The 23,471-nt window shown below is 61.0% G+C and carries 27 protein-coding genes; 25 read left to right on the top strand and 2 right to left on the bottom strand.

Annotated features, from left to right (window positions below; genetic code table 11):
• Positions 1 to 152: 152 nt before the first annotated feature.
• From PSH73_RS07330 to PSH73_RS07375, 10 genes are all read left to right on the top strand, one after another.
• Entirely contained in the window at positions 153 to 527 is a 375-nt protein-coding gene (locus PSH73_RS07330; protein WP_005790040.1) for a chemotaxis response regulator CheY, read from the top strand.
• Positions 528 to 545: 18 nt separating this feature from the next.
• On the top strand, positions 546 to 1,334 hold the full coding sequence (locus PSH73_RS07335; RefSeq protein WP_057438816.1) for a protein phosphatase CheZ: 789 nt from the start codon (positions 546 to 548) through the stop codon (positions 1,332 to 1,334).
• Positions 1,335 to 1,346: 12 nt separating this feature from the next.
• Positions 1,347 to 3,557, top strand: coding sequence for a chemotaxis protein CheA (locus PSH73_RS07340; protein ID WP_115127667.1), 2,211 nt, complete (start codon positions 1,347 to 1,349; stop codon positions 3,555 to 3,557).
• A gap of 49 nt (positions 3,558 to 3,606) precedes the next feature.
• Positions 3,607 to 4,728, top strand: a complete 1,122-nt coding sequence (locus PSH73_RS07345) for a chemotaxis response regulator protein-glutamate methylesterase (RefSeq protein WP_057438818.1) — start codon at positions 3,607 to 3,609, stop codon at positions 4,726 to 4,728.
• A complete protein-coding gene (locus tag PSH73_RS07350) occupies positions 4,728 to 5,468 on the top strand; it encodes a flagellar motor protein (RefSeq protein ID WP_029292570.1) in 741 nt (246 codons plus the stop codon). Before PSH73_RS07345 ends, PSH73_RS07350 begins: the two co-directional genes overlap by 1 nt.
• Before the next feature lie 15 nt (positions 5,469 to 5,483).
• Positions 5,484 to 6,371, top strand: a complete 888-nt coding sequence (motD, locus tag PSH73_RS07355; RefSeq protein WP_057438819.1) for a flagellar motor protein MotD — start codon at positions 5,484 to 5,486, stop codon at positions 6,369 to 6,371.
• Positions 6,372 to 6,422: 51 nt separating this feature from the next.
• The gene (locus PSH73_RS07360) at positions 6,423 to 7,211 is read left to right on the top strand and encodes a ParA family protein (protein ID WP_057438820.1); all 789 of its coding nucleotides are present in this window, start codon (positions 6,423 to 6,425) and stop codon (positions 7,209 to 7,211) included.
• 138 nt (positions 7,212 to 7,349) lie between these two features.
• Positions 7,350 to 8,150, top strand: coding sequence for a CheW domain-containing protein (locus tag PSH73_RS07365; RefSeq protein ID WP_057960233.1), 801 nt, complete (start codon positions 7,350 to 7,352; stop codon positions 8,148 to 8,150).
• A 75-nt stretch (positions 8,151 to 8,225) separates the two neighbouring features.
• Positions 8,226 to 8,708, top strand: a complete 483-nt coding sequence (locus PSH73_RS07370) for a chemotaxis protein CheW (protein WP_032859076.1) — start codon at positions 8,226 to 8,228, stop codon at positions 8,706 to 8,708.
• A complete protein-coding gene (locus tag PSH73_RS07375; protein ID WP_057438822.1) occupies positions 8,709 to 9,101 on the top strand; it encodes a DUF2802 domain-containing protein in 393 nt (130 codons plus the stop codon).
• A 555-nt stretch (positions 9,102 to 9,656) separates the two neighbouring features.
• Here the strand turns inward: PSH73_RS07375 and PSH73_RS07380 are convergent.
• Together PSH73_RS07380 and PSH73_RS07385 are read right to left on the bottom strand one after the other, a co-directional pair.
• Positions 9,657 to 9,986 (bottom strand): EscU/YscU/HrcU family type III secretion system export apparatus switch protein, encoded by a 330-nt coding sequence (locus tag PSH73_RS07380; protein WP_057958955.1) that lies wholly within the window; start codon positions 9,984 to 9,986, stop codon positions 9,657 to 9,659.
• Positions 9,983 to 11,554, bottom strand: a complete 1,572-nt coding sequence (locus PSH73_RS07385; protein WP_186625966.1) for a flagellar hook-length control protein FliK — start codon at positions 11,552 to 11,554, stop codon at positions 9,983 to 9,985. Before PSH73_RS07385 ends, PSH73_RS07380 begins: the two co-directional genes overlap by 4 nt.
• Before the next feature lie 251 nt (positions 11,555 to 11,805).
• On the opposite strand from PSH73_RS07385, the gene ccmA reads away from it, so the two are divergent.
• The 15 genes from ccmA (at position 11,806) to phnD (ending at position 23,385) form a co-directional block, all read left to right on the top strand.
• Positions 11,806 to 12,387 carry a cytochrome c biogenesis heme-transporting ATPase CcmA gene (gene ccmA, locus PSH73_RS07390; RefSeq protein ID WP_305462173.1) on the top strand — a complete coding sequence of 194 codons (582 nt, stop codon included), beginning with the start codon at positions 11,806 to 11,808 and terminating at the stop codon, positions 12,385 to 12,387.
• Positions 12,384 to 13,052: a heme exporter protein CcmB gene (ccmB, locus tag PSH73_RS07395; protein WP_032859085.1), complete on the top strand. Its 669-nt coding sequence runs from the start codon at positions 12,384 to 12,386 to the stop codon at positions 13,050 to 13,052. Before ccmA ends, ccmB begins: the two co-directional genes overlap by 4 nt.
• A gap of 85 nt (positions 13,053 to 13,137) precedes the next feature.
• The gene (locus PSH73_RS07400) at positions 13,138 to 13,893 is read left to right on the top strand and encodes a heme ABC transporter permease (protein WP_057958958.1); all 756 of its coding nucleotides are present in this window, start codon (positions 13,138 to 13,140) and stop codon (positions 13,891 to 13,893) included.
• Positions 13,890 to 14,066, top strand: coding sequence for a heme exporter protein CcmD (gene ccmD / locus PSH73_RS07405; RefSeq protein ID WP_029292593.1), 177 nt, complete (start codon positions 13,890 to 13,892; stop codon positions 14,064 to 14,066). Before PSH73_RS07400 ends, ccmD begins: the two co-directional genes overlap by 4 nt.
• On the top strand, positions 14,063 to 14,518 hold the full coding sequence (ccmE, locus tag PSH73_RS07410; RefSeq protein WP_057958959.1) for a cytochrome c maturation protein CcmE: 456 nt from the start codon (positions 14,063 to 14,065) through the stop codon (positions 14,516 to 14,518). The genes ccmD and ccmE overlap by 4 nt, the downstream gene beginning before the upstream one ends.
• A gap of 3 nt (positions 14,519 to 14,521) precedes the next feature.
• Complete coding sequence (locus PSH73_RS07415) at positions 14,522 to 16,510, top strand: heme lyase CcmF/NrfE family subunit (RefSeq protein WP_120732256.1); 1,989 nt, start codon at positions 14,522 to 14,524, stop codon at positions 16,508 to 16,510.
• A complete protein-coding gene (locus tag PSH73_RS07420) occupies positions 16,507 to 17,043 on the top strand; it encodes a DsbE family thiol:disulfide interchange protein (protein ID WP_029292599.1) in 537 nt (178 codons plus the stop codon). The genes PSH73_RS07415 and PSH73_RS07420 overlap by 4 nt, the downstream gene beginning before the upstream one ends.
• Positions 17,040 to 17,513 (top strand): cytochrome c-type biogenesis protein, encoded by a 474-nt coding sequence (locus tag PSH73_RS07425; protein WP_057438827.1) that lies wholly within the window; start codon positions 17,040 to 17,042, stop codon positions 17,511 to 17,513. The genes PSH73_RS07420 and PSH73_RS07425 overlap by 4 nt, the downstream gene beginning before the upstream one ends.
• Positions 17,506 to 18,699 carry a c-type cytochrome biogenesis protein CcmI gene (gene ccmI / locus PSH73_RS07430; RefSeq protein WP_057958961.1) on the top strand — a complete coding sequence of 398 codons (1,194 nt, stop codon included), beginning with the start codon at positions 17,506 to 17,508 and terminating at the stop codon, positions 18,697 to 18,699. The genes PSH73_RS07425 and ccmI overlap by 8 nt, the downstream gene beginning before the upstream one ends.
• Positions 18,700 to 18,715: 16 nt before the next feature.
• Positions 18,716 to 19,111: a hypothetical protein gene (locus PSH73_RS07435; RefSeq protein WP_057958962.1), complete on the top strand. Its 396-nt coding sequence runs from the start codon at positions 18,716 to 18,718 to the stop codon at positions 19,109 to 19,111.
• Between the two features lie 365 nt (positions 19,112 to 19,476).
• Positions 19,477 to 20,295 carry an iron-containing redox enzyme family protein gene (locus PSH73_RS07440; protein ID WP_198792852.1) on the top strand — a complete coding sequence of 273 codons (819 nt, stop codon included), beginning with the start codon at positions 19,477 to 19,479 and terminating at the stop codon, positions 20,293 to 20,295.
• Between the two features lie 25 nt (positions 20,296 to 20,320).
• Positions 20,321 to 20,488, top strand: coding sequence for a rubredoxin (locus tag PSH73_RS26965; protein ID WP_081044206.1), 168 nt, complete (start codon positions 20,321 to 20,323; stop codon positions 20,486 to 20,488).
• Positions 20,489 to 21,082 carry a LysE family translocator gene (locus PSH73_RS07445; RefSeq protein ID WP_057958964.1) on the top strand — a complete coding sequence of 198 codons (594 nt, stop codon included), beginning with the start codon at positions 20,489 to 20,491 and terminating at the stop codon, positions 21,080 to 21,082.
• 435 nt (positions 21,083 to 21,517) lie between these two features.
• Entirely contained in the window at positions 21,518 to 22,351 is an 834-nt protein-coding gene (phnC, locus tag PSH73_RS07450; RefSeq protein ID WP_057438830.1) for a phosphonate ABC transporter ATP-binding protein, read from the top strand.
• 32 nt (positions 22,352 to 22,383) lie between these two features.
• A complete protein-coding gene (phnD, locus tag PSH73_RS07455; RefSeq protein WP_057958965.1) occupies positions 22,384 to 23,385 on the top strand; it encodes a phosphonate ABC transporter substrate-binding protein in 1,002 nt (333 codons plus the stop codon).
• The last annotated feature ends 86 nt before the right edge of the window (positions 23,386 to 23,471 follow it).

Here is a 23,471-nt window from a genome sequence, read left to right on the forward strand (position 1 = left end):
CACTGCGAACGATAACCGCCAGGGCGCAAGCCCGGCGGGAGCGGCCCGTGATGTGCCCAGCAGTCCTTTTTGTGTAATGCCTGTTGAATGATATGGCGCGCCCAGGTGCTGGACGCGTTTAAGACTGCTTGGAGGTCGAATTGGACAAGAACATGAAAATCCTCATCGTTGATGACTTCTCAACGATGCGGCGGATCATAAAAAACCTGTTGCGTGACCTTGGGTTCACTAACACGGTCGAGGCGGATGACGGCATTACGGCGATTCCGATCCTCAACAGCGGGAGCATCGACTTTCTGGTAACTGACTGGAACATGCCTGGCATGACCGGCATTGATCTACTGCGCCACGTGCGCGCTGATGAAAAGCTGCGCAGCCTGCCTGTGCTGATGGTGACCGCTGAAGCCAAGCGTGAACAGATCATCGAAGCCGCCCAGGCCGGGGTCAACGGCTACGTGGTCAAGCCATTCACTGCACTGGCCTTGAAAGAGAAGATTGAAAAAATCTTCGAACGCATCGGTCATTGATGCTGCCACGGGGGAGCTATGGAGCATAAAGAATCATCGCAGGCCGACTTTGAGTCGACCCTGAAAAAACATGCTCACCAACTCGTCGAAAGCCTGGAAAAAGGCCAGTTCGGCGACGCAGTGCAGTTGATCCATGAGCTCAACCAGACCCGCGACCGCGGCCTGTATCAGGAAGTGGGCAAGCTCACCCGTGAGTTGCACAGTGCGATCGTCAATTTCCAGATCGACCCGCACATGCCCCAGGCCGAGGAAATCTCGCAGATCACTGATGCCACCGAACGCCTGTCCTATGTGGTCAGGCTGACTGAGGCGGCAGCCAATCGCACCATGGACCTGGTGGAAAACGCCACGCCCCTGGTGAACGGCATGGCCAACGAGGCCAAGGCGTTGAGCACCGACTGGGGCCGCTTCATGCGGCGCGAAGTGGGCGCTGAAGAATTTCGTGACCTGGCGCGTCGGGTCGAAGGCTTCCTGTCACGCAGCGAGCAGGAAAACCGTACGGTTTCCAGCAACCTCAATGACATTCTGCTGGCCCAGGATTACCAGGACCTTACCGGTCAGGTGATCAAGCGCGTGACCCTGCTGGTCACCGAAGTGGAAAGCAACCTGCTCAAACTGGTGCTGATGGCTGGCCAAGTCGACCGTTTTGCCGGCATCGAACACGACCGCGAAGCGATCCTCTCGGAAAAAGATCCACAAAAACACCTCGCCAAGGGTGAAGGTCCGCAGATTCATGCCGATAAACGTGAAGACGTTATGTCAGGTCAAGATGACGTAGACGATTTGCTGTCCAGTTTAGGCTTCTAAGGAGCACGCAATATGAGCTTCGGCGCCGATGAAGAAATCCTTCAGGATTTCCTTGTAGAGGCCGGCGAAATTCTAGAGCAGTTGTCCGAGCAACTGGTCGAGCTGGAAAGCCGACCGGATGATGCGAACCTGCTCAATGCAATTTTTCGCGGTTTTCACACTGTAAAAGGGGGCGCCGGCTTCCTCCAGCTCCATGAGCTGGTGGAGTGCTGCCACATCGCCGAAAACGTGTTCGACATCCTGCGCAAGGGTGAGCGGCACGTTGATTCGGAATTGATGGACGTGATCCTCGAAGCCCTGGACGCGGTCAACGGCATGTTCAATGAAGTGCGCGAACGCGCACCCATTACGGCTGCCACCCCGGAACTGCTGGCCGCCCTGGCGCGCCTGGCAGAGCCTGGCGCGGTAGCTGCCGCCCCGGTGGTTGAGGCGGCGCCTGAGCCAGTGGCCGAACCCGACGTCACTGACAGCGAGTTCGAGCAACTGCTGGACTCCCTCAATGCGGTCAAGGCCGAGGCAGAAGCCCCGGCCGCAGCTGCGCCGCCGATGGTGCCGACCACCGAAGACATCACCGACGCCGAGTTCGAGTCATTGCTCGACCAGTTGCACGGCAAGGGCCAGTTCGCCCCGGACGCCGTGGCAGCCGCACCGACGCCGGTGGAGCCTGCTGCGCCAGCGGCCAGCACCGATATCACCGACGACGAATTTGAAGCACTGCTGGATCAGTTGCATGGCAAGGGCTCGTTTGCTGCCGAGGCGTTGCCGGCAGTCGCTGCGGCGGCTGCGGCTGCACCGGCTGCGGCGCCGGCTGCCGCACCGGCGGCGGATGGCCTGATCAGCGATCACGAATTCGAATCCCTGCTGGATGAGTTGCACGGCAAGGGCAAGTTTTCCGAGGTGGCACCTGCCGCCGCAGCCGCCGCGACCGCCACCGCAGCGGTGGCCAAGCCGGCACCCGTTGCTGCCAAGGCCGCCGCACCGGCTCCCGCCCGTGCCGCCGCCCCGGCGCCAGCCCGCGCTCCGGCACCTGCCGACAAAGCCCCGGCCAGTGAAGCCGAAACCACCGTGCGGGTCGATACCGCGCGCCTGGACGACATCATGAACATGGTCGGCGAACTGGTGCTGGTGCGTAACCGCCTGGTACGCCTGGGCTTGAGCAGTGGCGACGAAGCCATGCAAAAGGCCGTGTCGAACCTCGACGTGGTCACTGCCGACCTGCAGACCGCGGTGATGAAAACGCGCATGCAGCCGATCAAGAAAGTCTTCGGGCGCTTCCCGCGCCTGGTGCGTGACTTGGCCCGGCAGTTGAAAAAAGAGATCGCCCTGGAACTGGTGGGTGAAGAGACCGACCTCGACAAAAACCTGGTCGAGGCCCTGGCCGACCCGCTGGTCCACTTGGTGCGCAACGCGGTCGACCACGGTGTGGAAACTCCGGAGGAGCGCGAAGCCAGTGGCAAGCCGCGTCTGGGCAAAGTGATCCTGGCGGCCGAACAGGAAGGCGACCATATCCTGCTGTCGATCACCGATGACGGCAAAGGTATGGACTCCAATATCCTGCGCGGCATCGCGGTCAAACGCGGCGTCATGGACAAGGACGCCGCCGACCGCCTGACCGATACCGAGTGCTACAACCTGATTTTCGCCCCGGGCTTCTCGACCAAGACCGAGATTTCCGATGTGTCCGGCCGTGGCGTGGGCATGGACGTGGTGAAGACCAAGATCAGCCAGCTCAATGGCTCGATCAATATTTACTCGACCAAGGGCCAAGGTTCGAAGATCGTCATCAAGGTGCCGTTGACCCTGGCGATCATGCCGACCCTGATGGTGATGCTGGGCAACCAGGCGTTCGCCTTCCCGCTGGTCAACGTCAACGAAATCTTCCACCTCGACCTGTCGCGCACCAACGTGGTCGACGGCCAGGAAGTGGTGATTGTGCGGGACAAGGCCCTGCCTCTGTTCTACCTCAAGCGTTGGCTGGTGGCGTCTGCCGCTCATGAAGAGCAGCGCGAAGGCCACGTGGTGATCCTGTCCGTGGGCACCCAGCGTATCGGCTTTGTCGTCGATCAACTGGTTGGCCAGGAAGAAGTAGTCATCAAGCCATTGGGCAAGATGCTGCAAGGAACGCCAGGCATGTCGGGTGCGACCATTACCGGTGACGGTCGGATCGCGCTGATTCTCGATGTTCCGAGCATGCTCAAGCGTTACGCCGCACGGCGTATTTGATTCGGCCCGGGCAGGGCGGTTGTCCCTCGCCCGGCCTAACGGAGTGGTTATGGTAGTCAAGGTTCTGGTGGTGGACGATTCGGGTTTCTTCCGCCGCCGCGTCTCGGAAATTCTTTCAGCGGATTCCAACATCCAGGTGGTCGGTACGGCCACCAATGGCAAAGAGGCGATTGATCAGGCCCTGGCATTGAAGCCGGACGTGATCACCATGGACTACGAGATGCCGATGATGGATGGCATCACCGCCGTGCGCCACATCATGCAGCGTTGCCCGACCCCGGTCTTGATGTTCTCGTCGCTGACCCACGAAGGCGCCCGGGTGACCCTCGACGCGCTGGACGCTGGCGCCGTGGACTTTCTGCCGAAGAATTTCGAAGACATCTCGCGCAACCCGGAAAAGGTCAAGCAGATGCTCTGCGAGAAGGTGCACAGCATCTCGCGCAGCAACCGCAGCAGCTTCCGCGCGCCGGTGGCTCCCGCCCCGGTACCGGCGCCGGCACCGACCAGCAGCAGTTTCGGGCGCCCGGCTCCTGCCCCTGTGGCACGGCCTGCCGTGGCCCCGACGCGTGCGCCGGCGCCCAGTGCGTCGTCGCCCGCGCCCAAGCGCAAGGCCTACAAGCTGGTGGCCATTGGCACGTCCACTGGCGGCCCGGTGGCCTTGCAGCGCGTCTTGACCCAGTTGCCGGCCAACTTCCCTGCGCCGATCGTGTTGATCCAGCATATGCCCGCCGCGTTCACCAAGGCCTTTGCCGAGCGCCTGGACAAGCTGTGCCGCATCAGCGTCAAGGAAGCCGAAGACGGCGACATCCTGCGCCCGGGCCTGGCGTTGCTGGCCCCCGGTGGCAAGCAAATGATGGTCGACGGTCGCGGCGCGGTGAAAATCCTGCCGGGTGACGAGCGCCTGAACTACAAGCCGTGCGTGGATATCACCTTCGGTTCGGCGGCCAAGTCCTACGGTGACAAAGTTCTGGCGGTGGTCCTCACCGGCATGGGCGCCGACGGTCGTGAAGGCGCGCGCCTGCTCAAGCAGGGCGGTAGCTCGATCTGGGCCCAGGACGAAGCCAGTTGCGTGATCTATGGCATGCCCATGGCTATCGTCAAGGCCGACCTGGCCGACGCGGTCTACAGCCTGGATGACATCGGCAAGCACCTGGTGGAGGCCTGTCACTGATGGATGTGTTGAGCCTGGTTGGGATCCTTCTGGCGTTTGTCGCCATTATCGGTGGCAACTACCTGGAAGGCGGCCATCTTGGCGCGCTGGCCAACGGTCCGGCGGCGCTGATCGTGATCGGCGGCACCGTCGGCGCGGCGCTGTTGCAGTCGCCCCTGAGCTCATTCAAGCGGGCGATGCAGATCCTGGTGTGGATCATTTTCCCGCCACGCGTGGACCTGGCCGGCGGTATCGACCGCGTGGTCAACTGGAGCCTCACCGCGCGCAAGGAGGGCCTGCTGGGCCTGGAAGGCGTGGCCGATGCCGAACCCGACAGCTACGCACGCAAAGGCCTGCAACTGCTGGTGGACGGCGCCGAGCCGGAAGCCATCCGCAGCATCCTCGAAGTGGACTTCTACACCCAGGAAAGCCGCGATATCAACGCGGCCAAAGTCTTTGAAAGCATGGGCGGCTACGCGCCGACCATCGGCATCATCGGTGCGGTGATGGGCTTGATCCACGTGATGGGCAACCTGGCCGACCCCTCGCAACTGGGCAGCGGCATTGCCGTGGCGTTCGTCGCCACCATCTATGGCGTGGCCAGTGCCAACCTGTTGCTGCTGCCGATTGCCAGCAAGCTCAAATCCATTGCCATGCGCCAGTCCCGTTACCGGGAAATGCTGCTGGAGGGCATCCTGTCGATTGCCGAGGGTGAGAACCCGCGCTCCATTGAATTGAAGCTCCAGGGCTTCATGGATTGATGGGGGGTATTGCCTGTGAGCCGTCGCCGCCGCGAGCCTGAAGAGCACGTCAATCATGAACGCTGGCTGGTGTCCTACGCCGACTTCATCACCTTGCTGTTCGCCTTTTTTGTGGTGATGTACTCCATTTCCTCGATCAACGAAGGCAAGTACAAGGTTATCTCCGAAGCCCTGGTAGGCGTATTTACCGATTCGGACCGGGCCCTCAAACCGATTCCCATTGGCGACGAACGGCCCAAGACCACCACCCCGGCCAAACCGCTGGTCAAGGACAGCGACGAGACCGACGCCGGCATCAGTGGCGGCAGCGACCCGCTCAAGAGCATCGCCGACGATATCAGCGCGGCGTTTGGCGACCTGATCAGCTCCAACCAGATGACCATTCGTGGCAATGAGTTGTGGGTGGAGATCGAGCTTAACTCCAGCCTGCTGTTCGCCAGCGCCGATGCCATCCCCAGCGACATAGCCTTCAGCATCATCGACAAGGTGGCGGCCATCCTCAAACCCTTCGACAACCCGATCCACGTCGAAGGCTTTACCGATGACCAGCCGATCCATACCGCGCAATTTCCCACCAACTGGGAACTGTCGTCGGCGCGCTCGGCGAGCATCGTGCGCATGCTGGCTATGCAGGGTGTGAACCCCGGGCGCCTGGCGTCGGTGGGGTACGGCGAATTCCAGCCGGTGGCCAATAATGCGACGGCCGAAGGTCGCGCGCGCAACCGGCGGGTAGTGTTGGTGGTGTCGCGCAACCTCGATGTGCGGCGCAGCCTGACTGCTACCGGTGCGGCCAATGCACAACCTGATGCTGCAATGAAGCGGGCTGGCACACAAACTGCACCGACGCCCGTAAAGCCGCCGGTTCGTGAGAGTGCCGTCAATTCTCTGTCACCGGCTCTATAACCTCGTGCTATTTCTCGGTCGAGCCAGTGCCTGCCGGGAGGAACAATCCGAATGAGAGTCTGGGCAGTTGCCAATCAAAAAGGTGGGGTCGGCAAGACCACCACCTCCATCGCCTTAGCCGGCCTGCTGGCCGAGGCGGGCAAGCGCGTGGTCATTGTCGACCTGGATCCCCATGGCTCGATGACCAGCTATTTCGGCTACGACCCCGATGCCCTGGAACACAGCTGCTTTGACCTGTTCCTGCACAAGGGCAGCGTCCCCGCAGGCTTGCCCGGGCAACTGCTGCTGCCCACCAGCAACGAGAAGATTTCCCTGTTGCCCTCCAGCACCGCCCTGGCCACCCTCGAGCGCCAGTCGCCGGGGCAGAGCGGCCTGGGCCTGGTGATCGCCAAGAGCCTGGCGCAACTGTGGCAGGACTTCGACTACGCCATCATCGACAGCCCGCCATTGCTCGGCGTACTGATGGTCAATGCCCTGGCGGCCAGCCAGCAGCTGGTGATCCCGGTGCAGACCGAGCACTTGGCGGTCAAAGGCCTGGAGCGCATGGTCAATACCCTGGCGATGATCAACCGTTCGCGCAAACAGGCGTTGCCGTTCAGCATCGTGCCGACCCTGTTCGACCGTCGCACCCAGGCCTCCCTCGGCACCCTGCGCGTACTGCGCGATGCTTACCCCGAGACCATCTGGCAAGGCTATATCCCGGTGGACACGCGCTTGCGTGACGCCAGCCGCGCCGGCCTCGCGCCCTCGCAATTCGATGGCAAAAGCCGTGGCGTGCTGGCGTATCGCGCCTTGCTCAAGCATCTGCTGGCCCAGCAACTTGTGGCGCAGGTGGCGTGAAATGAACAACCCTGTAGGAGCGAGTCTTGCCCGCGATGGGTTTTGCCTGATGTCACGGACTTTTGATTCAAGTCCGAGCGCGGGCAGGCCGATAACCTTTGAATACACGGTTAACGGTGCGTGCGCGTGGGCATACAGATGAATCGTCCTGTCGATATCAAGACCCGGCCGCAACTGGCGCTGCAGTCCTACCTGGACGCACTGCTGCAGGATGCGACCGAGGAAGTGCTGCCCGAGCCGATCCTGGTGCTGGATGAAGTGCTGGCGGTGCCTGTGGTCGAGGCTGAGGCCAGCCTGGATGAGTTTCAACTGGCGGTCCTCGAAGAGCAGGCCCGTGATGCGTTGGCGGTGCCTGTCGCCGTCGCGGTCGTGGAAACGCCTGCACCTCTGGTGCTGGTGCCGCCGGTGGCCGAGGTGCATCGACCGCCGAGCATTACGCCGCCACCGGTGGAAACCGATGGTCGGCCAGCGTGGGCTGCCGAGTCGTTCGAATGCCTGCTGTTCGATGTGGCCGGGTTGACCCTGGCGGTGCCGCTGGTGTGCCTGGGGTCGATTTACTCCCTGGAAGGCCAGGAATTGACGCCGTTGTTTGGCCAGCCGGAGTGGTTCCTCGGGATCCTGCCGAGCCAGGCCGGCAACCTCAAGGTGCTGGATACTGCGCGCTGGGTGATGCCCGACCGCTATCGCGACGATTTCCGCCAGGGCCTGCAATACGTGATCTCGGTGCAGGGCTACGAATGGGGGCTGGCGGTGCATCAGGTCAGCCGTTCGCTGCGCCTGGACCCCAATGAAATCAAATGGCGCAGCCACCGTGGCCAGCGGCCATGGCTGGCGGGCACCGTGATCGAACATATGTGCGCGCTGCTGGATGTCGCCGAATTGGCGGAGCTGATAGCCAGCGGCGCGGTAAAAGATCTGCCAGGTAACAAACGTACTTGATAAGAGGCGCAGTACCACGGTGCTGCCAAAGAAGAACACACGCCGTTATCAACGGTATTTGAAGGGGTCAGGGGTATGAATAAGTCAGCGTCCGCACAGGGTTTGGATGATCCGATTCTGCAATGGGTAACCTTCAAGCTGGACAACGAGTCTTACGGCATCAACGTGATGCGCGTGCAGGAAGTGCTGCGCTACACCGAAATCGCGCCAGTGCCGGGTGCGCCGAGCTACGTGCTGGGCATCATCAACCTGCGCGGCAACGTGGTGACCGTGATCGACACGCGCCAGCGTTTTGGCCTGATGCCGACTGAAGTCAACGACAACACGCGTATCGTCATCATCGAAGCCGACAAGCAAGTGGTCGGGATCATGGTCGACAGCGTGGCCGAAGTGGTTTACCTGCGCCAATCGGAAGTCGAGACCGCGCCGAATGTCGGCAACGAAGAATCGGCCAAGTTCATCCAGGGTGTGTGCAACAAGAACGGCGAGCTGCTGATCCTGGTTGAGCTGGACAAGATGATGAGCGAAGAAGAGTGGTCGGACCTGGAGAACATCTGATTGATGCTTGAGGTAGCGGTAATCGTCCTGGCCCTGCTGTGGGTCGGGACTGTAGTGGTATTGCTGCGCCATATGCGCCAGCAACGCGAATTGGCCTTGCAACAGGCCGAGCGCGACGCCGTGCGCGACCAGCGCCTGCGCGAGATGGCCAAGCGCGTGGACAACTACCAGCAAAGCGCCGTGCGGGTAGGGGAGGACGTGCACGAACTGCGCGCCATCCTCGCCCCGTTGCCCGACAAACTGTCGGCACTGGAACAGCGCGACCCGGCCAACCTGTCTTTTGCCCAGGCGGCAAAACTGGTGGGCATGGGCGCTACGGTGGACGAACTGACCCAATCCTGCGGCCTGACCCAGGCCGAGGCACAGTTGATGAGCAAGTTGCACAAAAGCTGACACTGTACTGATTCAAATGTAGGAGCAGGCTTGCTCGCGAAAGCGGTGGGTCAGTCAATACATGTACCGACTGACCCACCGCCATCGCAGGCAAGCCAGCTCCCACACTTGTTTTTTGTCGCCCCCACTTCCAGCACTCGCCGCAGTTCCAATGTGGGAGTTGCACAAAAGCTGACACTCTACTGATTCAAATGTGGGAGCGGGCTTGCCCGCGATGGCGGTGTGTCAGCCAAGGCTGTACCGACTGACCCACCGCCATCGCAGGCAAGCCAGCTCCCACACTTGTTTTTTGTCGCCCCCACTTCCAGCACTCGCCGCAGTTCCAATGTGGGAGTTGCACAAAAGCTGACACGCTATTGATTCAAATGTGGGAGCAGGCAAGCCAGCCCACACTTATTTTTACCGCCCCCACTTCCAGCACCCGCCGCAATTCCCATGTGGGAGCGGGCTTGCTCGCGAAAGCGGTGGGTCAGTCAATACATGTACCGACTGACCCACCGCTTTCGCGAGCAAGCCCGCTCCCACATTTTTTGATCTGTGTGCATCCTCGAAACGTCAGTAATCATCCCCGCGCGCCGTCACATCCCGCTCCACTGGCTCGGCATTCGGGTCATACCCCGCGGGGAACTTGCCTTTGAGCGTCCAGGCAAACGCAATAATCTCGGCGATGGTGCGGTACAGCTCTTCGGGAATGCTGTCACCCAACTCCATGCGCGCCAGCAGTTTCACCAGCTCGGCATTTTCATAAATCGGGACTTCATGTTCGCGCGCCAACTTCAGGATGGCTTCGGCCAGGGCGTCGTCGCCTTTGGCGGTCAGGGCGGGAGCGGCTTTGCCGTCGTATTTGAGGGCGATGGCCTGGCGTGGTGGGTTGGGGTTTTTCATGCGGTTTCATCCACCCAGCGTTGTTCCAGCCCGGTCTTTGGCCCGCGGGGCGGGGTGCCGAGGTGGCAGTCGAGGTCGCCGACATTGAGGCCCGACGACACCAGACGCTCGCGCAGGCTGCCCAGGTGGCTTTCGATCAGGCTGGCGGTGTAGGGGCGGGTGGCCCATAGCTGGCTGGACAGTTTGCCCTGGCTCAATTGTGCCTGGACCTGCAAGGGGCCCAGGGGCTCCATGTCGAAGGCCAGTTCCACGCGCCACAGCATCTTCTTCGCGTCGCGTTCGATCTTGCGTTCCGGCTCGTCCTTGTCCGGCGCCGGCTCTTCGCGCTGGAACTTGACCTGCAGCGGCACGATGTCTTGCAAGGTGCGCATGGGGATTTCCAGTTGCCAGGTGGTTTGCAGGCGGCCATCGGCGGTGGTGCCACTCTGTTCCAGGCTCGACAGTTGATGGCTCTGCAAGCGCGAGATGGCGCCGGCGGCCAGGCGCAGCAGGGTTTCCAGGCTGTTTTCACCGTCCAGGCGCTGCAGCAGGCGCTCCGGCAATGGGAAGCCGCCCGGGGCGTTGCGGGCGCCCACCTGGCCGAGGGTACCCAGCGGGCTGCGGACAAAGCTGGGCAGCATCTGCGCCAGGGTATTGGCGGCCAGGATCGCGTTGAGGTTGGTGTTGGCGGGCAGGGCGGGTAGCAATTCGTTGACCAGGCGCAGCAGGCTGCCTTTCATATCCAGCGGCGGCACTTGCGGGTTTTGCCCGGCCAGCAGCTTGGCTTCAAGGAACACGCCGCTGTTGTGCAGCAGTTGCGCCAGCACCTTGGGGTTGCTGACCTGCGCCACATCCGGCAGCCCGGCCAGCAGGCGATCGACGGCGGCGCGCAATTGCGCGGAGGTGTCATCGGGCAGGTTTTTCAGGGCATTGAACACGCCCTCCAGTGAGGCCTGGCGGCTTTGCTGGGCGGCCAGTTGCTGGCTGACCGCCAGTTGATCGCGCAGCCCGCTCAGGGGCACGAAATCCAGGGTCTGCGCACCCTGCACCACGGCACTCAACAAGCTACCGACGCGCAGCGGCTGCGGGCTTTCCAGGGTCAGGGTGGTACCGCTCAGGGCGTTGTTGAGCACCGACACCAGCGAACGGTATAACGCCGGTTGCCCGGCGCCCTGGGGCAGCATCTGCGAGGTCAGCACCTTGGCCTGGAGCAAGGTGCCCACCGGCAACTGGTGGGTGTCGATGCGGGTCAGGGCGGCGACATTGGCGCTGAGGGCCTGCTGCAGGCTGATCGCCAGGTCGCCCGATGCCGTCTGGCTCACCGCCACATTGCTGCCCAGGGGCAGTGGCTGGCTGCTCGCGGCCTGCACCAGGGTTTGCCGGCCACCTTCAAGGGTCAGCTTGAGCAACAGCTGAAAGGCTTCACCGCCTTGCTTGAGCGCCAGGACCTCGGCGTTCACGGTTTTGCCGGCGTCGATCAACCCTGTCTGCGGCTCCAGCAGTTTCAGCAGTTCGCCCACCGCAGGCGCAGGCCTGGGCCCGGAAGCCGGGGCAGGGGGCAGGGTCGGAAGGTTGATGTCACCGGTCATCGTGGCCGCCGTCTCAAGGAAATTGCCCTCTTTAGAGTAGGGCATCACATGTATAATGCCGCCCGTCTTCAAAGAGCGGGTCAAAAACATCTCAACTGATTGATCCAGCTCTCTAAAACAGGCCGCCAATGCAGTTATTGTGCATCTCTTTAACGGCCGTTCCACCGCCGACTTGAACCGTAAAGGCCCGCGATCTTGTGACCAGCCCCCTACTTGAAGCCGTTGCGCTTGCCTGTGAGCGAGACCTGCGGATGCTGTTCGAACACCTCGAGTTGCGGCTGTCGGCGGGCGACATGGTGCAGATCAGCGGCCCCAACGGCAGTGGCAAGACCAGCCTGCTGCGCCTGCTGGCCGGTTTGATGCAGCCCACGGCAGGCCAGGTGCGCCTCAATGGCAAGCCGCTGCAAGAGCAACGCACGGAGCTGGCGCGCAATCTGGTGTGGATCGGCCACGCTGCGGGGATCAAGGATGTGCTGACGGCCGAAGAGAACCTCTGTTGGCTCAGCGCCCTGCATCATCCGGCCTCGCGCGCATCCATCTGGCACGCCCTGGCGGCCGTCGGGCTCAAGGGCTTCGAAGATGTGCCGTGCCATACCCTGTCGGCCGGCCAGCAGCGCCGGGTGGCCCTGGCCCGCCTGTACCTGGAGGGCCCGCCGTTGTGGATCCTCGACGAACCCTTCACCGCCCTCGACAAGCAGGGCGTGGCGCAGCTCGAAGAACACCTGGCCCGGCACTGCGAGCAAGGCGGCATGGTGGTCCTCACTACCCACCACACCTTGACCCGCATGCCTGCCGGTTACCGCGACCTGGACCTGGGACGGTGGTCGGTATGAGTGTATTTGCCCTGTTGGTCGCCCGCGAAGCCCGTTTGCTGTGTCGCCGCCCGGCTGAACTGGCCAACCCGCTGGTGTTCTTCGCGATTGTCATCGCGTTGTTCCCGTTGGCGGTCGGTCCCGAGACTAAACTGTTGCAAACCTTGTCTCCGGGACTGGTGTGGGTCGCGGCCCTTTTGTCCGTCCTGCTCTCGCTGGACGGGCTGTTTCGCAGTGATTTTGAAGATGGTTCCCTTGAACAGTGGGTCCTTTCGTCGCACCCTCTGCCTCTTCTGGTTCTGGCCAAGGTACTGGCACACTGGGCCTTCTCCGGCCTGGCGCTGGTCCTGCTCGCACCGCTGCTGGCGATGATGCTGGGCCTGCCCGCCGAATGCCTGCCCGTCTTGCTGGCCTCGTTGTTGCTAGGTACCCCGGTGCTGAGCCTGCTGGGGGCGGTGGGTGCAGCACTGACGGTGGGCCTGAAACGTGGGGGGCTGTTGCTGGCCTTGCTGATTCTGCCTTTGTATATCCCGGTATTGATCCTGGGCAGCGGCGCCTTGCAGGCCGCGCTCATGGGGATGCCGGCGACCGGTTACCTCTTGTGGCTTGGCAGCCTGACCGCCCTGGCGGTAACCCTGACACCCTTTGCTATAGCGGCCGGCCTGAAGATCAGCGTCGGCGAATAATGAGGTCTGACCCGGTATTTTCACTGCGTCAGTAAAGACCCTAAGCTTCTTGCAACGACAAGAAGCAACCGTGATGGAAACAGCAATGAACTGGACCTGGTTTCACAAGCTCGGCTCGCCCAAGTGGTTCTACGGGATCAGCGGCAAAATGCTGCCCTGGCTCGCCGTCGCCGCCTTCCTGCTGATCGGTATCGGCCTGGTCTGGGGCCTGGCCTTCGCACCACCGGACTACCAGCAGGGCAACAGCTTTCGCATCATCTATATCCACGTGCCCGCCGCGCTGCTGGCCCAGTCCTGCTACGTGATGCTCGCGGTGTGCGGCATTGTCGGGCTGGTGTGGAAGATGAAGCTGGCCGACGTCGCCCTGCAATGCGCGGCGCCCATCGGTGCGTGGATGACCGCGGTGGCGCTGCTCACCGGGGCAATCTGGGGCAAACCGACCTGGGGCTCGTGGTGGGTCTGGGATGCGCGACTAACGTCCATGTTGATTCTGCTGTTTCTGTACTTCGGTCTGATTGCCCTGGGCAACGCGATCAGCAATCGTGACAGCGCCGCCAAGGCCTGCGCGGTGCTGGCGATTGTCGGCGTGATCAATATCCCGATCATCAAGTACTCGGTGGAGTGGTGGAACACCCTGCACCAGGGCGCCACCTTCACCCTCACTGAAAAACCGGCGATGCCCGTGGAAATGTGGGCGCCGCTACTGCTGATGGTCCTGGGCTTCTACTGCTTCTTCGGCGCAGTGTTGCTGATGCGCATGCGCCTCGAAGTGCTCAAGCGTGAAGCCCGCGCCAGTTGGGTCAAGGTCGAAGTGCAAAACAGCCTGGGAGCCCGTGGATGAGTTTCGCCTCTTTCAGTGATTTTCTCGCCATGGGCCACCACGGCCTGTACGTCTGGACAGCCTATGGCATCAGCCTGGCAGTCCTGGCCCTCAACGTTGTTGCGCCGATCCTGGCCCGCAAGCGTTACCTGCAACAAGAGGCGCGTCGTCTGCGCCGGGAGACCGATAAGTGAATCCGCTGCGTAGAAAGCGTCTGTTGATCATCCTTGCCATCCTGGTGGGCGTCGGGTTAGCCGTAGGCCTGGCCTTGAGTGCCCTGCAGCAGAACATCAACCTGTTCTATACCCCGACCCAGATCGCCAATGGCGAAGCGCCGCAAGACACGCGGATCCGTGCCGGTGGCATGGTCGAGGCCGGCTCCCTGAAGCGTTCCGGCGACTCCCTGGACGTGACCTTCGTGGTTACCGACTTCAACAAATCCGTGACCATCACCTACCGCGGCATCCTCCCGGACCTGTTCCGCGAAGGGCAGGGCATCGTTGCCTTGGGCAAGATCAACGCCCAGGGCGTGGTGGTGGCCGATGAAGTGTTGGCCAAGCACGATGAAAAATACATGCCGCCGGAAGTGACCAAGGCCCTTAAAGACAGCGGCCAATCCGCGCCCACCCCAGCCAAGGAGGGTTAAGCAATGACCTCTACATTGTTTGTTCCCGAGTTGGGCCAATTGGCGATGATCCTCGCCCTGTGCTTTGCCATCGTCCAGGCCATCGTCCCGCTGCTGGGCGCCTGGCGCGGCGACCGGCTGTGGATGAGCCTGGCGCAGCCCGCCGCCTGGGGCCAGTTCGCGTTCCTGGCGTTCGCCTTCGGTTGCCTGACGTACGCGTTTATGACCGACGACTTTTCCGTCGCCTATGTGGCCAGCAACTCCAACAGCGCCTTGCCCTGGTACTACAAGTTCAGCGCCGTGTGGGGCGCCCACGAAGGCTCCCTGCTGTTGTGGGCCCTGATCCTCGGCGGCTGGACCTTTGCCGTGTCGGTGTTCTCCCGGCAGTTGCCGCAAGTCATGCTGGCGCGGGTGCTGGCGGTGATGGGCATGATCAGCATCGGCTTTTTGCTGTTCCTGATCATGACCTCCAACCCGTTCGAGCGGATCCTGCCGCAGATTCCCGTGGACGGTCGCGACCTCAACCCGTTGCTGCAGGATATCGGCCTGATCGTCCACCCGCCGATGCTGTACATGGGCTATGTGGGCTTCTCCGTGGCCTTCGCCTTTGCCATCGCCGCCTTGCTCGGCGGGCGTCTCGACGCCGCCTGGGCGCGCTGGTCGCGGCCATGGACCATCGTCGCCTGGGCCTTCCTCGGCATCGGCATCACCCTGGGCTCGTGGTGGGCCTATTACGAACTCGGCTGGGGCGGCTGGTGGTTCTGGGACCCGGTGGAAAACGCCTCCTTCATGCCCTGGCTGGTGGGCACGGCGCTGATCCACTCCCTGGCCGTCACCGAAAAACGCGGCGTGTTCAAGAGCTGGACTGTGTTGCTGGCCATTGCCGCCTTCTCCCTGAGCCTGCTGGGCACGTTCCTCGTGCGTTCCGGCGTGCTGACCTCGGTGCACGCGTTCGCCGCCGACCCTGAGCGTGGTGTGTTCATCCTGATCTTCCTGCTCTGTGTAGTCGGTAGTTCGCTGACTCTGTTTGCCCTGCGCGCGCCGGTGGTCAAGAGCCACGTCGGCTTCAACCTGTGGTCGCGGGAAACCCTGCTGCTGGGTAATAACCTGGTGCTGATCGTTGCGGCCTCGATGATCCTGCTGGGCACTTTGTATCCGCTGGTGCTCGATGCCCTGACCGGCGCCAAGCTGTCGGTCGGCCCGCCGTACTTCAACGCATTGTTCATCCCGTTGATGGGCCTGCTGATGGTGGTAATGGCCATCGGCGTGCTGGTGCGCTGGAAAGACACCCCGGTCAAATGGCTGCTGGGCATGTTGATCCCCGTGCTGCTGGGCAGTGCTGCACTGTCGGTGGTTGCCGGGATTGCCTACGGCGACTTCAACTGGGCAGTGCTCGCCACCTTTATGCTCGCGGCCTGGGTGTTGCTGGCCGGCGTGCGCGATATCTTCGACAAGACCCGGCACAAGGGCCTGATCAAAGGCCTGCCCACCCTGACGCGCAGCTACTGGGGCATGCAGATCGCGCACATTGGCATCGCCGTGTGCGCCCTGGGCGTGGTGCTGTCCAGCCAGAACAGCGCCGAGCGCGACCTGCGCCTAGCCCCTGGCGAGTCCATGGACCTGGCCGGCTACCAGTTCGTCTTTGAAGGCGCCAAGCACTTCGAAGGGCCGAACTTCACCTCCGACAAAGGCACCGTGCGTGTGCTGCGCAACGGCAAGCAAATCGCCGTGCTGCACCCGGAAAAACGCCTGTACACCGTACAGAGCTCGATGATGACCGAAGCCGGGATCGACGCCGGGTTCACCCGTGACCTGTATGTCGCCTTGGGCGAACCCCTGGGCGAGGGCGCCTGGGCCGTGCGGGTCCACGTCAAGCCGTTTGTGCGCTGGATCTGGTTCGGCGGCCTGCTGACCGGCTTCGGTGGTTTGCTGGCAGCGATGGACCGGCGTTACCGGGTCAAGGTCAAGAGCCGGGTGCGTGAAGCCCTCGGCATGCAGGGAGCTGCGGTATGAAGCGTTGGTTGATGGTATTGCCACTGGCGTTGTTTCTGCTGGTCGCGGTGTTTTTGTATCGCGGCCTGTACCTGGACCCGGCCGAGCTGCCGTCGGCGATGATCGGCAAGCCGTTCCCGGCGTTCTCGTTGCCTACGGTGCAGGGCGATAAAACCCTGACCCAGGCAGACCTGATCGGCAAGCCGGCTCTGGTCAACGTGTGGGCCACCTGGTGCATCTCTTGCCGCGTGGAACACCCGGTGCTGAACAAGCTGGCGGAGAAGGGCGTGGTGATCTACGGCATCAACTACAAGGACGACAATGCAGCGGCCTTGAAGTGGCTGGCGGAATTCCACAACCCGTACCAATTGGACGTGCGCGATGAAGACGGCAACCTGGGCCTGAACCTCGGCGTCTACGGTGCCCCGGAAACCTTCTTTATCGACGCCAAGGGCGTGATCCGCGACAAGTTCGTGGGGGTGATCGACGAAGTGGTCTGGCGCGAACAACTGGCGGCCAAGTACCAGGCCCTGGTGGATGAGGCCAAGCCATGAAGCGTTGGTTGACCGCCGCAGTACTGGCCCTGGGCCTGGTGGGCGTGGCCCATGCCGCCATCGACACCTACGAGTTTGCCCGCGATGGCGACCGTGAGCGTTTCCGCGAGCTGACCAAGGAACTGCGCTGCCCCAAGTGCCAGAACCAGGACATCGCCGACTCCAACGCACCGATTGCCGCCGACCTGCGCAAAGAGATCTTCCGCATGCTGGGCGAAGGCAAGGACAATCAGCAGATCATCGACTTCATGGTCGATCGCTATGGTGATTTTGTCCGCTACAAGCCGGCGCTGACCAGCAAGACCGCCTTGCTCTGGTTTGGCCCCGCCGCCCTGTTGCTGGGTGGCCTGGTGGTCATGGCCGTGATCGTCCGCCGTCGCCGTGCGGCGCCTACCGATGGTTCTGATGCGCTATCTGCCCAAGAGCGCCAACGCCTCGACCAACTGCTGGACAAAAAAACTGATGATTGATTTCTGGCTCGCAGCTGGCCTGCTGCTCCTGGTTGCCTTGAGTTTCCTGTTGATCCCGGTGTTGCGCGTACGTCGCGCCCAGCGTGAAGAAGACCGCACCGCGTTGAACGTCGCGCTGTATCAGGAACGTGTTGCTGAATTGCAAACCCAACAAAGCGAAGGCGTGCTCAACGCGGCGCAACTCGATACCGGCCGCGCCGAAGCCGCCCGTGAATTGCTGGCCGATACCGAAGGCGTGGAAAAGCCCCGCGAATCGCGCCTGGGCAAGCCGCTGCCACTGCTGGCCGCCGTGCTGGTGCCGGTGTTGGGCCTGGGGCTGTACCTGCATTACGGCGCCATCGACAAGGTTGAACTGACCCGCGAATTCGCCCAGCCGCCGGTCTCCCTTGCCGACATGACCCAGCGCCTGGAACGGGCTGCGGCGGCGCAACCGGATTCGGCCGAAGGCTTGTACTTCCTGGGTCGCGCCTACATGGCCCAGGATCGTTCGGCCGACGCGGCCAAGGTCTTCGAGCGCACCGTGGCCCTGGCCGGTCGCCAGCCCGAGTTGCTCGGGCAGTGGGCCCAGGCGCAGTACTTTGCCAACAACAAGCAGTGGTCGCCGCAGCTTCAGGCCCTGACTGACGAAGCGTTGAAACTCGACCCGAAGGAAGTCACCAGCCTTGGCCTGTTGGGCATCGCCGCCTTTGAAGGGCAGCGTTACCAGGAAGCCATCGACTACTGGAACCGTCTGTTGGCCTTGTTGCCGGAGAAAGACAACTCCCGCTCAGCGCTGCAAGGCGGCATCGACCGCGCGGCCGAGAAGTTGAAAGAGGGCGGCGGTGCCGTCGCGCCAATTGCCAAGACCGCCGTGATGAAAGTACGCGTGGACCTGGCGGCCGACGTCAAAGCCCGCGCTCTGCCGACTGACAGCGTATTCATCTTCGCCCGCGCCGTTTCCGGCCCGCCAGCGCCATTGGCCGCCAAGCGTGTCACCGTGGCCGACCTGCCGGTGACCGTCGAACTGGGCGATGCCGATGCGATGATGCCGCAGTTGAAACTGTCCAACTTTCCCGAAGTCCAACTGGTTGCGCGCATCTCACGGGCCGGTCAACCGACTGCCGGCGAGTGGATCGGCCGCAGTCAACCCCTGGCCAGCAGCACCACCGCGACCCAGCAGTTGACCATCGACAGTCCGGATCAATAATTTCGAGGAAATCCCCATGACCGCCATCGCTCGTATCACCCTGCTCAGCCTGGTCTTGGGCTTGAGCGCTTGCGCGGTCCATCGGCCACCTCCAGCCCCTACGGGCCCGACCATTCCACCGTCGGGCCCCTCGACCCAGCCGGCAACCAAACCTTCCGGCCCGGTCACCGCCCCCGCCAAGCCCTTGCCCAGCAAGTCCCCAACCTTCGCCCCACCCCCCGGCGCTGCCAGCCACTGGGACGGCAAGATGCAGGTGTACGTGCTGGACGAGCAACCGGACACCTTCTACCGCCAGCGCACCTACTACCGCTGGAGCAACGGCTGGAGCCGCTCCATCAGCCCGAATGGGCCATGGGAAGAGACGAATGTGCAGGGCGTACCGCCGGGGTTGAGCAAGCAGTACGCAAAATGAACTGTCTGTGAGTGATCGTTCCCACGCTGCGTGGGAATGAGTTCCTAAAGGCGACCTTTGAACGGTCGCCTTTTTTATGATTGTTTTTGGTGTTGCTTAATTTGTTGTAGGAATTACCCTTCGCTAAAATAGGAGTTTTCTTTGTTTGTCCTGCGAATAGTCTGTGGGAGTAGATTTATATATTAAACGGAATTGTAGTCTTGGATTTTTTTGTTTTGGAAAGAATGGCTCTGGTTCGCCTGTTTTAGCGGGATGAGAAATATTTCTTCGCTTGGTTGACATTTTTTCTACGTGGATAATAATTTTTATATGGAGGTAAGGGGGTAATGGATTTATAAACTTAGGGTGTGCAGAGGGAGTCAAGTATGAATCTTGAGTCTTCGTCCGAGTTTGGATCTGCCAAAAGAACTGACAAGAACGAAATATATAGAGTATGTGAGGCTGGATATAACGAAATTGCCAGTGCAATCATCAGGCACGGCGCACTTCGAGAGCTTGAAAGGTTTGGTGAGATCCTTTCTGCCCAACCCTTGAGCCATGAGGGACTGGCCACGTTCTTTGGAACCCTATGGGCGTTTTTCAAAGATGTCCCAGCCGGTATCGTGGCATTGGCTGCACGGGTTACAGATGAGTGGATCAAGGAAGATAGATGGAATGGAACTGCGAAAGCTGCTCATATTCTCTACGCATCTGTGGACGAGTATGGGTTACATCAACATAACAAACATATGCTGCCAACCCATCACCAGATGTTCAAGGCGCTGACGACCCACTTGGGTTTATCTGATGCTGAATTATTCAACCCTCACTACATTCTTCCGGAGGGTACCGCCATGGGAAATAACACCTATCGATCGTACCGCTCTGAACTTTTAGGCGAGGCATTGGGTTTTCATCTCGCATCGGAGATGACGTCGTCGCGGGAGTTTCAGTATTTTCCCAAAGGGTTTCAGAGGTACGCAGCCTCCTATGGTTTAAGGGGTGAAGATGACCCGGTCCTGGCCTTTTTTGCTATTCATTGTGAAGTCGAACCTATGCATGTAGCGACAGGGCGAGAAATAATAATTTCTTATTTGGAAAAAAATCCAAGTATTGCTCCGCAAGCGATGCGCGGGGCAATGGCCTTTATGGATGGATTTGAACATATGTTTGCTGCGTTGAATCAACGCCTGACGATTGTTTGAATTAATAAGTTCAAGGGTTTTCGCTATGTCAAAATCTTACGAGTGTCAAATTTGTCACTATGTTTATTCGGAGCTTACTGGGGAGCCCTTAGCTGATGTAGTGGCTGGGACAACTTGGGAGCAGATAGGTGAGGACTTTAAGTGCCCGCATTGCCATGCAAATAAAAAAATGTTCAGGGAGGCTTTGGAGTAGGTGCAAGAAATTCTGAGTTCTGCGGCGTTTGCCACAATTTTATCGCTAAGTTTTGGACCCGTAGCCTTCATTATTTTTAGGCAGTCCATCACCCATGGCCTACGTAGCGCAGTACCCGGAGCATCAGGTGCGGCGGTTGCAGATGCAGTGTTTGCAGCCGTCGCCTTTACAGGCTTGAAGACAGTCGAAGGGGTTTGGTTGGCAAACAGTCACCTATTAACGTGGTTGGCGATTGCTTATATTTTTTACCTGGGTGCGATGACTTTCAAAAGACACCTCTCACCAAAACAGGTGAAGAGCGCGGCGGGTTTTATCCCTGTTTTCTTGCTGACGTTGACCAGTCCTTTCACCATCGTTGCGATTTCTTCTTACGCCATTGCCAGTGGGATTACCCTTCAAGGGTATGGACTTTACTGGTGTTTAATCGGCTTTCTGGCTGGTTCATTTCTAGGCCAGATGGTTTATGCCGTGGGGGGCGGGCTTATCAAAAAGCGTTTGCCCGACCCTCCGAACCTAAGCTTGTTCAACCGGGTCAGCGGGGGCCTCCTGATGGGGTTTTCGGTATACCAGGGGGTTCGTATTTTGGTTGGATGACCGAACCTTTTCCTGTCGCCTTTTTTATGACTTGAACTCCAATCCAAATGTGGAAGACCGAACTCCAGGACCCCGGCGCACCCGAAGGTGCCCCGCGCACAGCCGCCATATAGCTGCGTGAAAAAGGGCGACGACCGAGGAATGGAGACCTGGCAGGGCTGGGCCCTCCTGCGTACAGCTCGCCCAGCATGATGTGTGCCTGTTAAATGATGAGCCGTAGGGAAAGTCCTGTTTTGATCATTCCCACATGGAGCATGGGAGCGATCCTCATCTGCATGGGAATTGTCCTTCAGTTGTTCCAACCTTTCATAAAACTTTCATCAAACCGCCCTCCTGCAGTCATGTGCAAGTCATAGCCCTGACACCTCCCGCGCCTACTGTCGTTTGAACTCAAACGCAGCCACGCAAGGCTGTTCAAACCAGACAGAGAAGCCCATGACTCCCGCTATCCATGTCGATCGCCTGAACAAGACCTTTGCGAAGAAAACCGCGCTGGTCGACCTCGAACTCACCATCGCCAGCGGCGAGATGGTCGCCCTGATCGGTGCATCCGGTTCCGGCAAGTCCACGTTGTTGCGCCACCTTGCGGGGCTGGCCTGTTGCGACAAGGGCAACGGCGGCAGCGTCAAGGTGCTGGGCCGAGAGGTGCAGGCCAGTGGGCGGTTGAATGGCAAGGTGCGGCGGTTGCGCGCGGATATTGGCTATATCTTCCAGCAGTTCAACCTGGTCAATCGCCTGAGTGTGATCGACAACGTGCTGCTTGGTTGCCTGGGCCGCATGCCGCGCTGGCGCGGCAACCTCGGGTTGTTCAATGCCGAGGAAAAGCAATGTGCCATGGAGTCCCTGGCGCGGGTTGGCCTGGCGGACCTGGCCCAGCAGCGGGCCTCGACCCTGTCCGGTGGCCAGCAGCAGCGCGTGGCGATTGCCCGGGCCTTGACCCAGCGTGCCGAAGTGATCCTGGCCGACGAGCCGATTGCCTCCCTGGACCCGGAGTCGGCGCGCAAGGTCATGGAGATCCTCGCCGATATCAACCGCCGCGACGGCAAGACCGTAGTCGTGACCCTGCATCAAGTCGATTACGCCATGCGTTATTGCCCACGGGCCGTGGCGCTCAAGGGCGGGCGCATTCATTTCGACGGGCAGGGCCGCGAGATGAGCAGCCAGTTCCTCAACGATCTGTACGGTGCCGACGTCGACACCAGCCTGATGTTTTCCGAGCCGCCGCGCCGTTCCGAACTTCCCCAGCGCCTGGCCCTGGCCCGCGCTTGAACCTCCATTCACGATCCCTAGGAGTCGCCTGTATGTTGAACCGTATCGGTCATGTTTTCCTGTCTGCCGTGTTGTTGGCCAGCGTCGCCTTGGGCAATGCCCAGGCCGCTGACAAGGCCATCAACTTCGGCATCATGTCCACCGAGTCTTCGCAGAACCTCAAGAGCATCTGGCAGCCGTTCCTCGATGACATGCACAAGAAGACCGGCCTGACCATCAACGCCACCTTCGCCTCCGACTACGCTGGCCTGATCCAGGGCATGCGCTTCAACAAGGTCGATGTGGCCTGGCTCGGCAACAAGGCAGCGATGGAGGCGGTGGACCGCTCCAACGGCGAGATCTTCGCCCAGACCGCTGCCGCCAATGGCGCCGCCGGCTACTGGAGCCTGCTGATCGTGCGCAAGGACAGCCCGCTCAACTCCGTCGAAGACATGCTCAAGAACGCCAAGAACCTGACCTTCGGCAATGGCGACCCAAACTCCACCTCCGGCTACCTGGTGCCGGGCTACTACGTGTTCGCCAAGAACAACGTGGATGCCGGCACCGCCTTCAAGCGCACCCTCAACTCCAGTCATGAAGTCAACGCACTGAGCGTGGCCAAGGGGCAGTTGGACGTGGCTACCTTCAACACCGAAAGCTGGGACCGCCTGGAAGTGACCCAGCCGGACAAGGCCGCGCAACTCAAGGTGATCTGGAAGTCGCCGCTGATTCCTGCCGACCCGATGGTGTGGAGCAAGGCCCTGACTGACAGTGAGAAGACCAAGATCCGCGATTTCTTTGCCAACTACGGTGACACCGAGGCAGAGAAAGCGGTGTTGAAGAACATGCAGTTGGGCAAGTTCCTCGCGTCCAACGACGACCAGTTGCTGCCGATCCGCCAGTTGGAGCTGTTCAAGCAGCGCACCACCGTTAGCGCCGACAGCAAGTTGGCCGAGGCGGATAAAGCCAAGAAGCTGGCGCAGATCGACGCCGACCTGGCCACGCTGCAACAGCGCCTGAGCGAGCTGGACAAGAAACCCGACGCCAACGGCTAACCCCCTGTTGGAGCTGGGCCTATGTGGGAGCGGGCTTGCCCTGATGCCGGTCAGTTAAGCGAACGCAATGCTCAAAGCAACGAAGA

Source organism: Pseudomonas sp. FP2294 (assembly GCF_030687625.1).
In the GTDB taxonomy this organism is placed as follows: Bacteria; Pseudomonadota; Gammaproteobacteria; order Pseudomonadales; family Pseudomonadaceae; genus Aquipseudomonas; species Aquipseudomonas shahriarae.